The sequence below is a fragment of the Leptolyngbya sp. FACHB-671 genome (assembly GCF_014695745.1).
Lineage (GTDB): Bacteria > Cyanobacteriota > Cyanobacteriia > Elainellales > Elainellaceae > JAAUTN01.
Map to the genome: position 1 here is coordinate 110,898 of NZ_JACJOV010000063.1, position 14,905 is coordinate 125,802.

Below are 14,905 nucleotides of genomic sequence, written 5' to 3' on the forward strand. Positions count from 1 at the left end.
CCTAATTCCCGGCTCAGTTCCACCGTTCGTGAAGCAGGCAACCCCATGCTGTTGAGGAAAACAAACCCATGACAACCGCAACCGAAAAACTTTCCACCGTTGAGATCGAAAAGCCGCCAGAGCTAGAAGTCGTCAGCATGACCAAACGCTTTGGCAGCCTGGTTGCTCTAGATAACGTCTCCCTGCATCTCAAACCGGGAACCTTTCACGCGCTGTTGGGCGAAAACGGAGCCGGTAAAAGCACCCTGGTCAAGTGCGTCATGGGATTTTACACACCCACATCGGGTGAAGTATTGATCAATCAGCAGAGTCGGGCGATCGCCAGCCCCCGCGATGCCCACAAATACGGAATTGGCATGGTCTACCAGCATTTCACCTCCGTCCCCGCCATGACGGTAGCTGAGAACCTGGTGCTGTCTCGCTTTGATAGCACGAACTTGATCAACTGGAAAGCTGAATACGAGCAGCTTAATGCCTTCATGAAAACGGCACCCTTTCAAGTGCCACTGGATGTTCCCATTGCTCAGCTTGCCGCCGGACAAAAGCAAAAACTAGAAATCCTCAAACAGCTCTATCTCAAGAGCAAAATTCTCATCCTTGACGAACCTACTTCCGTCTTGACTCCCGGTGAGGCAGACGAGGTACTGGGCTTGCTGCGCGAACAGGTGACTGCCGGAAAGCTCAGCGTCCTGATGATTTCCCACAAATTCCGAGAAGTCATGGCCTTTGTTGATGAAGTCACCATTTTGCGAAAAGGCAAATTTGCGGGTCATGGCATGGTGCGCGACCTGACCGTCTCCGATATGTCCGAAATGATGATGGGCGATCGCCGCGAACCCACTCCCGTCGAGAAAACAGACCCTCCCGATCCGGTTCCCGTTTTAGAAATCAAAGATATCCACGCCAATAAAGACAATGGCTTAGAAGCAGTTTTAGGCGTTAACCTGACCGTTTACAGTGGCGAGATCGTTGGCATTGCAGGAATCTCAGGCAACGGACAGCGAGAACTGGTAGAAGTGCTAGCTGGACAGCGCTCCGCCACCAACGGCGAAGTTTGGGTAAACGGCGAACCCTACAACGCCACTCGGCGGGAGATGTATAAACACAAAGTCTTTGCTCTGCCAGAAGAACCACTCCGTAACGCCTGCGTGCCTCACATGAGCGTGGCAGAAAATATGGCGCTACGAACCTTTGACCGTCCACCCCAAGCAAAAGGCTTTTTGCTCATCTTGAAAGCCATGCACCAAGCCGCTCAAGGTTTAATCCAGCAGTTTTCGGTCAAAACTCCCTCACCTGAAACGCCCGTCGGCAATCTTTCAGGGGGAAATGTGCAGCGGACCGTTTTGGCAAGGGAATTGTCTGCTGATCACATCAAACTACTGATGGCTGCCAACCCCTGTTTTGGCTTAGATTTTGCTGCTGTCGAGTTCATTCACGGTCAAATTGTTGCAGCCCGCAATCGAGGAGTCGCTGTTCTCTTGGTGAGCGAAGACCTGGACGAGTTGCTGAAGCTATCCGATCGCATTCTCGTGATCAGCGGCGGCAAATTCGTTTATGAAAGTGCGATCGCCCAAGCTGACTTTGCCACCATCGGACGCAGCATGGCAGGACATTAGAAGAAACCTATGATCACCATTCCCGCTAAACCCTACAATTACGAACTGCCTCTGACTGGCGTAGCACTGATCATCATTGACATGCAGCGAGATTTCCTGAAACCAGGCGGTTTCGGAGATGCTTTAGGAAATGATGTCAGCCGATTGCAGGCGATCGTACCAACGCTAAGACAGTTGCTGGCAGCATTTCGGCAGTATCGCTTACCCGTCTTTCACACAATTGAGTGTCATCAGCCTGACCTATCAGACTGTCCGCCCGCCAAACTCAATCGGGGTAAAGCTGCGCTCAAAATTGGCGACCCCGGACCGATGGGACGAATCCTAATCAAGGGCGAACCTGGAAACGGCATCATTTCAGAACTGGCACCCGTTTCAGGAGAAACCATCATTTACAAGCCAGGAAAGGGCGCTTTCTACAACACGGATCTAGCAACCCACTTGCAGGAACGAGGCATCACTCATCTGTTGATTACTGGTGTAACCACCGAAGTCTGCGTTCAAACCACGATGCGAGAAGCCAACGACCGCGGCTATGAGTGCCTGCTAATAGAAGACTGCACCGAGAGCTACTTCCCTGAGTTCAAGCAAGCCACGCTAGAAATGGTTTGTGCTCAGGGCGGCATTGTTGGCTGGACTGCTCCCGCCGCTGCGGTCTTACAAGGACTAGCAGGAACGGGCTGGGATACTCCCAAGGCTGCTTTGGATTTAGTCAATACTCCGGTTGGTTAGGTGCAGATGAAGAAAATTTACTTGGCAGTCAACGGCACCCTGATGCGCGGACTGGAATTAAACCAAAATCTACAAAAAGCGGGCGCTGAGTTTGTGCGAGAAACCACTACAGAACCCGCTTATCGGCTCTGGGCAATTGCCGATCGCCATCCCGCCATGATGAAAGTTGCTGAAGGAGGAGCAGCGATCGCTGTCGAAATCTGGGCAGTTCCTCCCGCAGGCGTTTGCCAGATTTTGCTACAAGAACCCCCCGGGCTTTGTATTGGCAAGGTTCGTTTGGACAATGGCGAAGTGGTTCTAGGTGTTCTTGGAGAAGCCTTTCTCTGCAAAGACCAACTTGAAATTACTCAATGGGGCGGCTGGCGTGCCTACACCACAAGCTGTAAGCCAAAACTCTTGAGATAGATAAAAAGGGGTGGGACTTTGTCCCACCCCCTTCTCAGGCACTTAACTTCTAGAAGAACCGAGTTAAGCAGGATTGCCTGCTTTGCGGCGGCGAGAGGTGGCGATCGCACCTGCCACCAAGCCCAAACCTGCTAAAGTAGCGGGTTCAGGAACAGAAGTAGCTGAACCTGCTACTTTCCAATCCGGACCGTTGTATGCAGCACCTCGGCTAGCTACACGGACTCCAAAGATTGGGCTGGCTACTCCCAGGTCTGCCAAACTGATGCCCAAAGAGCCAACTCGCTGAGTGCCGCTAATTTCCTTCGTATCGATGCCATATCCAGCGTATTGCCATTGTCCAGAATAGGAAGTTAGCAGATTGCCAATCACCCTTCCGCTGGCATCAAGCGCCTGAATGTCTAGCTTACTGTTCATGCCTCTCTCCCAGAAGAACAAGTTGTCTACTGCGGAGGAGAAGAAAACATCAATGACCGAGCGTCCTGAATCTTCAGTATCGATAATGCTGTTCAGGTCCAGGTTGCCCAGAGCCGCGACTGCACTGTTGTTGTCAAGCCGCTCTTGCTGAGTGCCAATCGTTGCTTGATCTCCCATATCAGCGCTGGCAGCGCCAGTATTTCCGCCTGTCCATAGATCGTTGCTGATGATGTTAGCTCGATTAACCAGGGCAAAATCGTCAATCACGCTTCCATCGGTGAGTTTAACTGAGTTTAGAAGAATGTTGCCTTTGGGATTGTTGCCCGAAAAATTGGTCGTGAACGAAAAAGCTTGAGCTGGAGCATTAGAGAAGGCTAGAACGCTGCTCGCTATCAGCCCAGCACAAGTTGCAATGTATTTTAGTTTCATCGTTTTGCTTGTTTAGTACTTACGCAGTTAAAGCTTGAATTGCTTTAGATCCATCAATTTGGACTTGTAAATCTAAAGAAGGTCTAGCCAATTGATAGGGAATAACAACACAGAAAATGTTGCATGATTCAAGGTTATTTATGAAACATTGAAGCGGCAATGAGTAAAATACTAATTTCACTCAAATTTCTTAAAAGCTTTTCTGTCAGATGATTTCACGTAGAAGAGAAGGTATTCTGTGCGTAAAACGTGAGTATAATTCTGCAATAGAGAATAACTAATACCGTCAAATTACTAGCTTTTTCTTTTCTCTATTCCTATCTGAAGGCAAATGCTTATGCCAAGAAGTTAGGCGACTCGTGTTATCACCTAATATTCCCCTGAAGTCCTCTCCTGATAGTTTTACTGACGTAAGGGTAAAACTTCTACAATGCAGCCTTAATCTATTCGCATTACAGTGGATTTATTGTTTCGTTAAACCTGACTTTATGATTGATTTGTACACATTCACTACTCCAAATGGACGCAAGGCTTCTGTAATGCTGGAAGAGGTTGGTTTACCTTACAGCGTTCATGTCATTGACATTCGTAAGAATGATCAATTCACGCCAGAGTACGTGGCGGTCAACCCGAATAGCAAGATTCCGGCAATCGTCGATCAAGACACGGGTATGAAGATCTTTGAGTCAGGCGCGATTTTGATTTACCTGGCAGAAAAGACGGGGAAGCTGATGCCGACTGAGCCAAAGAGCCGCTACGAGGTGCTGCAATGGCTGATGTTTCAAATGGGGGGTGTGGGTCCGATGTTCGGGCAACTCAACCACTTTCGTAAGTTTGCGCCAGAGCAAATTCCCTATGCGATCGCACGCTACGAAAAAGAAACGCTGCGGATCTATGGTGTACTAGACAAGCAGCTTCAAGATCGCGAGTTTATCTGTGGTGACTATTCCATTGCCGATGTTGCAACCTATCCCTGGGTTGCAATCTACGAGTTTCAAGGCTTAACCCTTGATGACCACCCTAATCTAAAGCGATGGGTTGAAGCGGTAGGTCAAAGACCTGCTGTGCAGCGCGGTATGGCAGTTCCGACGTTGACTTGAGCGCAATTGTTACAGAGATAGCCCGACGCGAGGGTTAAAGGTTTCAAGCTGGCGCAGCTTTTCGTAGAGATCTCGTTCCTGGGGGCTGACTTCCTTGGGAACGATGATCTGGATTTCAACGATTTGATCGCCGCGCCGTCCGTCAAGCGGATAGCCTTTGCCACTCAGCCGCAGTTTTTGCCCTGACCGCACGCCCGAGGGAATCATCATCTTCACTAAACCATCTAGCGTGGGCACCTCGATCGCCCCACCTAAGACAGCTTCAACTGGGGTGACGGGAAGCTGGCAGAAGATGTCTGAGCCTTCTACTTTGAAGAAAGAGTGAGGCGCTACGTCAATTTTGAGATACAGGTCACCTCCAGATACACCCTGACCTTTGAGCCGGATGCGCTGCCCTGTGACCATTCCAGGCGGCATATTGACCTCTAGCGATCGCCCATCTTCCAAGCGAATTCGCTCTCTGCCGCCCTGATAGGCTTTGTCTAACGGTACGCTCAGGCGTGCTTCAGCATCTCGGCGACCAGGACGAGATGAGGTGACAGTATAAGCGGTTTTAGTGTTTCCTGGACGATAGGGATCGCGAGCCGTGGTGCTGCGGGTCGTTCCACCAGAAGCATCCGCGCGGCGGTTGAGAAGCTGGTCTACGAAGCTATTAAAGTCAGGAAAATCGCTGAAATCGACTTCTTGAGTGGCAGTGCGATCGCCCCCTCGGTTGTTCCAGCTTTTTGAGCGGGGTGTATTGCCCTGAAAGCCTCCCTGCTTCCAGAAACGGCTGAACTGATCGTATTGCGCCCGTTTGCTGGTATCAGACAGGACTTCATAGGCTTCCCCTACGTCCTTAAACTTTTCCTCAGCAGCCTTATCCCCTGGATTTAAGTCTGGGTGATACTGCCGTGCGAGTCGGCGGTATACCTTTTTAATTTCTTCAACCGTTGCATCTCTGGGAACGCCCAGAATCTCATAGTAGTTCCGAAAGTTTTGCATAGGTGAATTGGCGATCGCTATGACGTTCCATAAAGGTTGAAAGAAGGGAGGGGGTAGATGGCAAACAGAAAACCTGCTGCAACGGTTTAATCGATTCAGCTTAGAGAATCAGGCTATATGAATTAGATAGGGTCACTAATCATACATCTTCTCTCAACTCCTGGCTGATCGCCACATCTACCAGCCATCATCATCATCCCAATCATCATCAACGGGGGCATTGTAGCGACCACTGCCAGTCCCATATCCACTGTTGTCATAGGAGGGACGATTGTTGTCGGAGGGGCGACGGGGCGGGCGAGATGGCGCGTCCCAATCATCTTGATCCCAACTATCTCGGTTATAGGAATTATTGTCCCTACTATAAGAGTCACGAGCGTAGGGGTCACGAGCGTAAGGATCGCGCGCATAGGGGTCGCGGGCGTAAGGATCACGGTCGTAGGGATCGCGATCCCGTTCGCCTGTAAAGGTGCGCTTGATGGAGCCGAAAAAGTCATCCTCCTCATCCAGCTCTTTAGCGTACTGATAAACTTCTCGCCGCAGTTCATACAGAGCGTCTTGCAGCTCAGCTTGAGCAATGTCGATACCCCGATCATCTTCTTGCGCTAGGCTTTCTCGCAGTTCCTGGATCAGGTTTTCGATGCGACGGCGATGGTTGCTGGCGTACTGCATGCCAAAATCTAGGGCAACTTCGCGAAGCTGACGTTCTGCCTGAAAGGTGAGTGCTTCTGCTTTGGTCCGTTTTTCCACCCGCTCTCGTCTTTCTCGGTCGGAGGCAGAAAACCGCTCTGCTTCCTGAATCATCCGGTTGACTTCAGATTCACTCAGCGTGGAAGCGCCTTGAACGGTGATGCCTTGCTCTCGTCCAGTGGTTCTATCTAGGGCGGTCACTTGGAGGATGCCGTTTGCATCAATGTCGAAAGAGACTGAAATTTGCGGTACGCCTCTAGGAGCTGGAGGAATGCCCATCAGCTTAAAGCGTCCGAGGGATTTGTTGTCAGATGCCATTTCGCGCTCACCCTGGAGAACGTGAACTTCTACCAGGGTTTGATTATTCTCAGCAGTGGAGAAAACATCCGAGCGACGAACCGGAATCGTGGTGTTGCGCGGAATCAGTTTTTTCATCACGCCGCCAATCGTTTCTAAGCCCAACGACAGCGGAGTAACGTCTAGCAGCAGAATATCTCTGACTTCCTGAGTGAGAATACCTGCCTGAATTGCCGCACCAACGGCGACTACTTCGTCAGGATTGACGTTTTGGTTAGGTTCTTTATCGACGAGCGATCGCACCAACTGTTGCACCAGCGGAATGCGCGTAGATCCGCCCACCAACACCACTTCATCAATCTGTACTGGACTTAGCCCTGCATCGGTTAGGGCTTGCTTGACGGGCAGCCGCAAGCGGCTAATCAAATCACCACATAGCCCTTCAAACTGAGAGCGAGTTAAGCGGGTTTCTAAATGCTTTGGACCATCTTCGGTAGCAGCGATAAAGGGCAAGTTAATGTCAGTGACACTGACTCCAGAAAGCTCAATTTTGGCTTTTTCGGCTGCTTCCATGAGCCGTTGCAGGGATTGGCGTTCCCGCCGCAGGTCAATTCCCTCAGTTTCTAAAAACTGTTCTGCCAACCAATCCACAATCTTTTTATCGAAATCATTGCCGCCAAGCTGCGTGTCACCGCTAGTTGCCTTTACTTCAAATACGCCATCCCCAACTTCAAGGATAGAAACGTCGAAGGTGCCACCACCCAAATCGAATACCAGGATAGTTTGGCTCTCTTGGTTGTCTAAGCCATAAGCCAGGGAGGCGGCAGTCGGCTCATTCAGGATGCGTTTTACATCAAGTCCGGCAATTCGCCCTGCATCTCGCGTTGCCTGTCGCTGAGAGTCATTGAAATAAGCTGGGACGGTGATTACTGCACCCGTAACCGGTTCACCTAGATAACGGCTGGCTTCTTCTGCCAGTTTTCGCAGCACCATTGCCGAAATTTCTTCGGGAGCAAATTCTTTTTGGAGGCGAGGGCACTTGATTTTGACGTTGCCATACTCGTCTTTGCGAATGGTGTAGGGGACTCGCCGGGATTCTGGAGTCAGTTCGGTGTACTTGCGTCCGATATAGCGCTTTACGCCATAGAAGGTGTTTTGTGGATTTAGCACGGTCTGCCTGCGGGCCATCTGACCGACTAGCCGTTCGCCCTCTTTGCTAAAGCCAACCACAGAGGGGGTAGTTCGCATTCCTTCTGCATTGGCTATGACAACAGGCTTGCCGCCCTCCATAACGGCTACAACTGAATTGGTTGTGCCTAAGTCAATGCCGACTACTTTACCCATGCGTTGGGACTCTCCTCTCGTGATCTACGTGATCTAGTTGTTGAAGCTGTTGAACTAGCGTGATGAAATTTTATACTTTGACACTAATATTTGCTTGTCAAATCCACTTCGATTCTATCTTGCTGGGATGGCTACCTTTCAAACTAGCAGGCAAGCGATCGGAAAGATGAAATATTCTAGAAAAAACAGTTTCCAGATGAACTGGTAAAAAGCGGTGTAGGAGAGTGTGCCTGCTACATTTTTGCCCTGCTTGTCGTTCAAATCTACCTTGAAGCTTTGCCACCAGAGGGCAAACAACGTTAGGAGGTGTGTACCAATCAGGAATACAGCATTTGTGGAAGGCAGAAATGCACCTACGAGGATGATGGCTATATAAGAGACGGTTAGTACCCAGCGGGCCAGGTTGAACACGGTTTGCTGTCCTAGCCGCAGGGTGAAGGTCGAAATGTTGTAGAGGCGATCGCCTTCCAGATCAGGAATATCTTTGAAAATGGCGATCGCAAACGTAAACACCAGAATAAATAGCGTCAGTGCCCAAACCGATACTGGAATTCCGTCAATTCCTTCAAACTGCTGCCTGAAGTGCAGAAATAGCCCTAGATTGACGATCGCCCCCCGTACGGTGAAGATGCACAGCGAAGCCCAGAACGGAAACCGCTTCAGACGAATGGGTGGGAGAGAATAGGCAGTTCCAATCGCCAGGCTTGACCATACCATTGCTGCTAGAAACCGACCTTGCCAGACTGACAACGCCAGCGCTACCACTCCCGTGACCAGCACAATTGCCCAGGCTTCCCGCCGAGAAAATTCCCCTGATGCCAACGGCAGGTGAGGTTTATTCACCCGATCGATCGCCACATCTTCAAGCTGGTTTAGCCCAACGATATAGATGTTGCCGCAGAGACAGGCGATCCAGGCAAACAGCAGGGGCAGGAGGCGATCGCTAATCGATGCACTTTCCGCTTGCCATTCCCCATTTCCGATTGCCCAACTGATGGCGTATAACCCCAAAACACTGAGGCTAGTGCCAATGACTGTATGCGGACGGGAAAATTTCCAGAAGGCATAGAGCCAGGGGGCATGTTTTTGAACCAGGTTTGACTTTGCAGCACGATGGGAAGAAATGGAGGATTCTTGCGGAGAAATCTGGCTCATGGATGCCCAAGTGATATTCAGGCTTTATCTTAAGCAATTCGGGGATCGTTTCAAAGACCGAACCTAGCCTAGCGAGTGCCACAGAGCAAGCCAAACTTGATTAAGCCCTGCTGGTAGCCCCGCTGCATCAGTCCCAGTGAGAGCGCTGCCTGAATCGTTGTCCAACCTGAGAAAAGCAAGCCCAATAGGGCAGCAGGCGTAAAAGCAGAGTCGATCACGATATCCCAAAATGGAGCTACAGCGGTAGACCAGTCTGCTGTACGGACGTTTTGAAAGTTGAGCTGGTGGGCGATTGCCTCATATTCTGGCAGCGAAATCACTTGGGGCAGGCAGTACACGCGGTAGATTTCTGCTAGATGCTTTTGCTCATCCTGGCTGAGTGGTGAATGAGGCGGCTGAGCCGGACGGTGGCACCAGGTCGCCATTAAAAACAGTCCGCCTGGCTTCAGTACCCGATAGCATTCTTGCAAAAACTTGGTCTTGTCGGGCATATGTTCACCGCTTTCTAGCGACCAGACCAGGTCAAATGACTGGTCGGGAAAAGGCATATTTAGCGCGTCGGCAACCTGGAAGTTAGCGTTGATGCCAGCAGCGGTGGCGCGTTCGGTGGCGCGATTTGCCTGAACGGGGCTGAGCGTGATGCCAGTGGCGATCGCCCCAAACTTTTCAGCTAGGTACAGTGAACTGCCGCCAATGCCGCATCCCACATCCAGAATTTGCTCTGCCTCGCGAACTTCCCCCCATTTCAGCAATTCCTCTATTAGGTCAATTTGCGCTTGCCGTCGCTCTTTGCGTTCGTTGCCCGCCGCGCCATAATAGCCGTGATGCATATGCTCACCCCAGATCTGCTCCCACAGACCTGAAGAAGCGTCATAAAATTGCTGGATTTGCTGTTGTAGAGTTGAAGTCATCAGTTGAGAGTAATCTTTATACAAGGGCATTCAACTATTATCTTGAATGAATTTGAACGAATTTAGCCTTTGTTAGTCACAAACTAGCCCATGACAGTTTCTAGAACGATTTGCTTAGGATTCATTACGGTTATCGCCATTGGCACTCTACTTTTGCTCATGCCCTTCTCTACCAGTGAAGGAACTTGGAATGACCCCATTGTTGCTCTATTTACCAGCACTTCAGCCGTTTGTGTCACTGGGCACATCGTCGTTGATACTGCAACCTATTTCTCCCCAATTGGACAATTCTTTATTCTTGCCCTAATTCAAATTGGTGGGCTGGGATACATGACTGCAACCACTTTCCTGCTTCTATTAGTGGGCCGCAAGTTTGCACTGCGAGACAAGATTGCAATTCAGCAAGCTTTAGACCGACCTGGCATTCAAGGTAGCACTCAAGTTATCCGCTCGGTTATTGCGCTTACAGTAATCTTTGAGATTACTGGAATGCTGCTGCTTTTAATCGTTTTCTCGCGCGACTATGATTTTGGTCGTGCTTTATGGCTGTCTATTTTTCACAGTATTAGTGCCTGGAACAACGCTGGTTTTAGCTTGTTTAGCGATAATTTAATCGGCTATCAATCATCAATAATAGTAAATTTGGTAATTCCAGGATTAATCATTTTTGGTGGGATTGGCTACGAGGCAATTTTTGAAATGTATCTCTGGCTACGTGATCATCTACTCAGGCGACCTAATAAAATTATTATCTCTCTCAATTTCAAAGTTGCTGTTAGTACGACTATTGTACTTTTGCTGGTTGGGACGGTCGCAATTTTCTTGGCTGAGTTAAATAATCCTGAGACCCTTGGCTCTATGGATTTTGCTACCAAAATTATGGCAGCCTGGTTTCAGGCCGTGGTTCCTAGGACAGCCGGATTTAATTCGATTAATATTGGTGAAATGACGACTGCTGCGCTGTTCATCACAGTTGCTTTAATGTTTATAGGAGGCAGCCCTGGCGGTACTGCTGGCGGCATAAAAACAACGACTTTGCGTATTCTTACTAGCTCTACAAAAGCAATTTTGCAGGGAAAGGAAGAGGTTGTTTTGTATGATCGTCAAGTGCCAATTAACCTGATTCTAAAAGCAATCGGAGTATTGGTCGGATCAACTACCACTGTGATCTTAATGACAGCTTTAATTACATTTACTGATCCAGATGTAGACTTTATTCTAGTTCTATATGAGGTCGTATCAGGCTTTGCAACGGTTGGACTTTCAACTGGAATTACGGCTGGTCTTTCGATTTTTGCTAAGCTGGTTTTAGTCGCCACAATGTACATCGGACGAGTTGGAGTTTTGCTCTTGATGTCAGCAATTTTGGGAGATCCAAACCCCACTGCGATTCGGTATCCAGAGGAAAACTTGTTGGTTGGTTAATGTTGGTGCATCTGAATCTTGATACCCTAGAAAGGTATATCTCTTGCTTGTATTAATAAATGTGGGGCTTAGGATAAGTAACCCTGGAGTCAATCTGTGAATTTATCTTCTCTGAGTTTCTTTCGTAGCCTGCGTACTACAAATAAGCAGTTTGCAGTAGTTGGATTAGGACGTTTTGGACGGGCTGTTTGTTCTTCATTGCATCGTTTGGGCTACGAGGTTTTGGGGATTGACTCTGACGAAAAGCGAGTCTCTCAAGTTTTGACCGATCAGCTAGCTGCTCATGCCATACAGCTAGATTCAACATCTCCCTCTGCCCTTAAAGAAGCTGGGATTTTTGAGTTTGATACGGTGATTGTGGCGATCGGCAACTATGTCGAGGAAAGCGTGATCACGACAATGAACTTGAAGGAAAACGGCGTATCTCATGTGGTCGCCAAGGCTTCTTCAGAAATTCATGACAAGCTACTGCGAAAGGTTGGAGCCGATCATGTGATTTTCCCGGAGCATGAGATGGGTTGTGCTTTAGCGCGATCGCTCACCAAACCTAGCATTCTGGATCGGTTTGAGCTTGACCCAGACCATAGCATCGTCGAGGTGGTCGTTCCCGCAGAGTTTGATGGCAGAACGATCACCGAGTTAGAACTGCGATCGCGCTATGGGCTAAACCTGCTAGCCGTCAGTCAGGGCGAAAAATTTGAAATCAACCCCAGCCCAGTGATGCGTTTGTACAAAGGTTCGGTCATGGTCGTGATTGGCTCTAATCGCTGTATTGATCGCTTGCCTGTTTAGAGCAACGCTTCACTGACTAATAATTTAGGACTGTGCGGGTATGCTAGCGCTCATACCCAAACTTTTGATCCGTCTCCTATGACACGAGTAATTGGCTTAATCAGCGGCACTTCGGTTGATGGTATTGATGCAGCACTGGTAGATATCTCTGGTACAGATCTCGATTTGCAGGCAACACTAATTACCGGAGCAACGTACCCCTACCCTGATGGGTTGCGATCGCAGATTCTCTCAGTCTGTAGCGGCAAGGCTATCTCGATGGCGGAGCTAGCAGAATTGGATGATGCGATCGCCGCTCAATTTGCCCAAGCTGCTCTCTCAATTCAGGTGAACCAACCCCAAGCAGAACTAATTGGTTCACACGGTCAGACGGTTTACCATCGCCCTGTCGATTTAGGGGCAAAAAACTCCATCTCGCTGGGCTACAGTCTGCAACTGGGAAGAGGATGCGTAATTGCCCACCTCACGGGTATCCCTACCGTGAGTAATCTTCGGGCTGCTGATATTGCGGCAGGTGGGGAAGGCGCGCCTCTAGTTTCTCGAATTGATGCCTGTTTGTTGAGCCATCCCACTGATAGTCGGTGTGTTCAAAACATCGGCGGCATTGGCAACCTGACGTATCTTCCTGCTACGCAGAAGCAAGCCGTTCTATTTGAAGGCATTCAGGGGTGGGATACAGGCCCCGGTAACACACTGTTAGATTTAGCAGTGCAGCACCTTTCAGACGGGCAGCAAACCTACGATCAGGATGGAGTATGGGCGGCAATGGGTAAACCTTGCGAGGCGCTAGTCAACCAATGGCTAGAACATCCCTATTTCCAGCAGTCGCCCCCCAAATCAACAGGACGAGAACTGTTTGGTTGGGACTATTTCAACCAATGCCTCCTGGATGCAGAACCCTATGGGCTCAGCCCTGCTGACCTACTCGCGACCCTGACCGAACTGACAGTAGCGACGATCGCTCACAGCTACCAGACTTTTTTACCAGAAATGCCCGATCAAGTGCTGCTTTGTGGTGGTGGCAGTCGCAATCTGTACTTAAAGCAACGGCTGCAAGCTCTACTGGGCAAAATTTCGGTCTTGACTACGGATGAAGCAGGGCTAAATGCAGATTTTAAGGAAGCGATCGCCTTTGCAGTGCTAGCATACTGGCGTAATCTTGGCATTCCCGGTAATCTACCCGGTGTAACAGGTGCAAGACATGCAACACCTTTAGGAGAACTTCACCTTGTGGCTTAAGGTTTGCGTGATAACATAAAATGCCGTTAGAGTGCCATGTAAGCGGCATTTATGCTGCACAAGGTAGGAGATAGGAATTAGATCTGTGGCTCATACCTTTTTAATGGAGGCAGGACGCTGGACCTTACAGGGAAACTGGCTCGACCGAGATGGGTTGCCCGTTTCTGTCAAAGGAAAGATTCTAGTCGCCTGGAGCCGTGACAACTGGTACACGATGGTGACCAAGCTGATGTTTCCAGGGACCGAGCGCGAAGAAATTGCCTTTCAGTATCGCGGGCGGCTAAATGTAGGTGAGCGTCAGTACACATTTGTACTTCAGCACAGCCTTTTAGGACGAGTAGAAGGGGAAGGCTGGATTGCACCAGAATCAATTGTGCAACGCTATTGGGTACTAGGCGATCGGCAGCGCCGTACTGGATTTGAAGCGCTTCATCAGCTTGATGACAACAAATACCGCCTCTCTAGCAGCGTCATGGCAGGTCATTACCTTACCAGCACGATGGAGGCTTCTGTCGAACGGCAGCTAGATGAGTAACTTAACGAGAACCTCAAACATCATGAACTTCCTGATGGCTTAGCATCTCGTCAGAGTAGAGAACCGTAAGCCGATAGGAGAGAGAGTGATTCCACAGATCGATAAAGTCACTCACGTAATAGGGCAGTGATTTGTCAGTAATCGAAAAGTTTGCATCATCTAAATCATAGAAGTGGAATCTTTCGATCGGTTCAAATCCTTGTGGTTCTAAAATATTGGCTCTGTAATTGCCTTTCTCATCCAAATCAGAAAAGCAATAGACCTGATAGTAATTGCCGCCTAAAATCTCACGGTATTGAACCATTACGTAGATATCGACTGGACGCAGGGGCAAACCCAGGGCGATCGCCAGTCTTTTTTGAAAGGGCAGCATGGGGCAGCGAATACTACTGCGAATCCCGTAATAGCCGACTTTGTCAGCCTGAAGCGGATACTTTCGGTAACGCGGCTGCACATAGTTTCTCAAAAAAGTAGCAATGTCAACCCCTTCTTCTGTATAAGCTCCAATGGCGCTGATGTGTAAGTCATAAGCAGGAACATTGCCAACATTATAAATTTCTAGCTTCACGCCATTCTCATGAATATCACACTGCATATCGCAGTAAAGATGAGGAAAAGCAGAAATTTTTAGTTGCTTCTCAATTGTGTTTTTATAAAAGTTATTTTCCTGTCGAAGTTCACGCAGAATTCTATAAGTAAACCAGGCGTAAAAACCCGTTATGACTAACAGTATTGCAATACCCGTTAAAACAAAAGGCTCCATTATTAGATACTAGTTAAACTCCAGGAGTGTAATAAAAACGTCAGGCGTAGTCCAATCTTAAGATATATGCTTAAAGG

General features: G+C 49.0%; 14 protein-coding genes. 8 read left to right on the forward strand and 6 right to left on the reverse strand.

Features of this window, described 5'->3' with window-relative positions; genetic code table 11:
* Window positions 1-68: 68 nt before the first annotated feature.
* Genes H6F93_RS07720 through H6F93_RS07730 form a run of 3 tightly spaced genes read left to right on the forward strand, consistent with a single transcriptional unit; the run spans window position 69 to window position 2,750 of the window.
* On the forward strand, window positions 69-1,616 hold the full coding sequence (locus tag H6F93_RS07720; protein WP_190679964.1) for an ABC transporter ATP-binding protein: 1,548 nt from the start codon (window positions 69-71) through the stop codon (window positions 1,614-1,616).
* 9 nt (window positions 1,617-1,625) lie between these two features.
* A complete protein-coding gene (locus H6F93_RS07725; protein ID WP_190679965.1) occupies window positions 1,626-2,345 on the forward strand; it encodes a cysteine hydrolase family protein in 720 nt (239 codons plus the stop codon).
* 6 nt (window positions 2,346-2,351) lie between these two features.
* Window positions 2,352-2,750: an allophanate hydrolase-related protein gene (locus H6F93_RS07730; protein WP_190679966.1), complete on the forward strand. Its 399-nt coding sequence runs from the start codon at window positions 2,352-2,354 to the stop codon at window positions 2,748-2,750.
* Window positions 2,751-2,813: 63 nt separating this feature from the next.
* Here the strand turns inward: H6F93_RS07730 and H6F93_RS07735 are convergent, their stop codons facing one another.
* A complete protein-coding gene (locus H6F93_RS07735; RefSeq protein ID WP_190679967.1) occupies window positions 2,814-3,593 on the reverse strand; it encodes an exosortase-dependent surface protein XDP2 in 780 nt (259 codons plus the stop codon).
* Between the two features lie 488 nt (window positions 3,594-4,081).
* Between H6F93_RS07735 and H6F93_RS07740 the strand changes: the two genes are divergently transcribed.
* Entirely contained in the window at window positions 4,082-4,693 is a 612-nt protein-coding gene (locus tag H6F93_RS07740) for a glutathione S-transferase family protein (protein ID WP_190679968.1), read from the forward strand.
* 9 nt (window positions 4,694-4,702) lie between these two features.
* On the opposite strand, the gene H6F93_RS07745 is transcribed toward H6F93_RS07740, so the two are convergent.
* The 4 genes from H6F93_RS07745 to H6F93_RS07760 form a co-directional block, all read right to left on the reverse strand.
* On the reverse strand, window positions 4,703-5,677 hold the full coding sequence (locus tag H6F93_RS07745; RefSeq protein ID WP_190644602.1) for a DnaJ C-terminal domain-containing protein: 975 nt from the start codon (window positions 5,675-5,677) through the stop codon (window positions 4,703-4,705).
* A gap of 177 nt (window positions 5,678-5,854) precedes the next feature.
* A complete protein-coding gene (gene dnaK, locus H6F93_RS07750; protein WP_190679969.1) occupies window positions 5,855-8,008 on the reverse strand; it encodes a molecular chaperone DnaK in 2,154 nt (717 codons plus the stop codon).
* Between the two features lie 138 nt (window positions 8,009-8,146).
* Window positions 8,147-9,163, reverse strand: a complete 1,017-nt coding sequence (locus tag H6F93_RS07755) for a homogentisate phytyltransferase (RefSeq protein ID WP_190679970.1) — start codon at window positions 9,161-9,163, stop codon at window positions 8,147-8,149.
* A 68-nt stretch (window positions 9,164-9,231) separates the two neighbouring features.
* Window positions 9,232-10,074, reverse strand: a complete 843-nt coding sequence (locus H6F93_RS07760; RefSeq protein WP_190679971.1) for a methyltransferase domain-containing protein — start codon at window positions 10,072-10,074, stop codon at window positions 9,232-9,234.
* Between the two features lie 90 nt (window positions 10,075-10,164).
* Between H6F93_RS07760 and H6F93_RS07765 the strand changes: the two genes are divergently transcribed.
* From H6F93_RS07765 to H6F93_RS07780, 4 genes are all read left to right on the forward strand, one after another.
* On the forward strand, window positions 10,165-11,499 hold the full coding sequence (locus H6F93_RS07765; RefSeq protein ID WP_190679972.1) for a TrkH family potassium uptake protein: 1,335 nt from the start codon (window positions 10,165-10,167) through the stop codon (window positions 11,497-11,499).
* Between the two features lie 96 nt (window positions 11,500-11,595).
* Window positions 11,596-12,291 (forward strand): NAD-binding protein, encoded by a 696-nt coding sequence (locus H6F93_RS07770; RefSeq protein ID WP_190679973.1) that lies wholly within the window; start codon window positions 11,596-11,598, stop codon window positions 12,289-12,291.
* A gap of 78 nt (window positions 12,292-12,369) precedes the next feature.
* The gene (locus tag H6F93_RS07775; protein WP_190679974.1) at window positions 12,370-13,530 is read left to right on the forward strand and encodes an anhydro-N-acetylmuramic acid kinase; all 1,161 of its coding nucleotides are present in this window, start codon (window positions 12,370-12,372) and stop codon (window positions 13,528-13,530) included.
* Between the two features lie 85 nt (window positions 13,531-13,615).
* A complete protein-coding gene (locus H6F93_RS07780) occupies window positions 13,616-14,065 on the forward strand; it encodes a hypothetical protein (RefSeq protein ID WP_190644596.1) in 450 nt (149 codons plus the stop codon).
* Window positions 14,066-14,078: 13 nt separating this feature from the next.
* Here the strand turns inward: H6F93_RS07780 and H6F93_RS07785 are convergent, their stop codons facing one another.
* Entirely contained in the window at window positions 14,079-14,828 is a 750-nt protein-coding gene (locus H6F93_RS07785; protein WP_190679975.1) for a hypothetical protein, read from the reverse strand.
* Between the last annotated feature and the right edge of the window lie 77 nt (window positions 14,829-14,905).

Coding starts and splice junctions, on each gene's coding strand:
- dnaK (WP_190679969.1), bottom strand. CDS start 8,008: ATGGGTAAAGTAGTCGGCATTGACTTAGGCACAACCAATTCAGTTGTA.
- H6F93_RS07775 (WP_190679974.1), top strand. CDS start 12,370: ATGACACGAGTAATTGGCTTAATCAGCGGCACTTCGGTTGATGGTATT.
- H6F93_RS07735 (WP_190679967.1), bottom strand. CDS start 3,593: ATGAAACTAAAATACATTGCAACTTGTGCTGGGCTGATAGCGAGCAGC.
- H6F93_RS07765 (WP_190679972.1), top strand. CDS start 10,165: ATGACAGTTTCTAGAACGATTTGCTTAGGATTCATTACGGTTATCGCC.
- H6F93_RS07720 (WP_190679964.1), top strand. CDS start 69: ATGACAACCGCAACCGAAAAACTTTCCACCGTTGAGATCGAAAAGCCG.
- H6F93_RS07745 (WP_190644602.1), bottom strand. CDS start 5,677: ATGCAAAACTTTCGGAACTACTATGAGATTCTGGGCGTTCCCAGAGAT.
- H6F93_RS07740 (WP_190679968.1), top strand. CDS start 4,082: ATGATTGATTTGTACACATTCACTACTCCAAATGGACGCAAGGCTTCT.
- H6F93_RS07785 (WP_190679975.1), bottom strand. CDS start 14,828: ATGGAGCCTTTTGTTTTAACGGGTATTGCAATACTGTTAGTCATAACG.
- H6F93_RS07760 (WP_190679971.1), bottom strand. CDS start 10,074: ATGACTTCAACTCTACAACAGCAAATCCAGCAATTTTATGACGCTTCT.
- H6F93_RS07730 (WP_190679966.1), top strand. CDS start 2,352: ATGAAGAAAATTTACTTGGCAGTCAACGGCACCCTGATGCGCGGACTG.
- H6F93_RS07725 (WP_190679965.1), top strand. CDS start 1,626: ATGATCACCATTCCCGCTAAACCCTACAATTACGAACTGCCTCTGACT.
- H6F93_RS07755 (WP_190679970.1), bottom strand. CDS start 9,163: ATGAGCCAGATTTCTCCGCAAGAATCCTCCATTTCTTCCCATCGTGCT.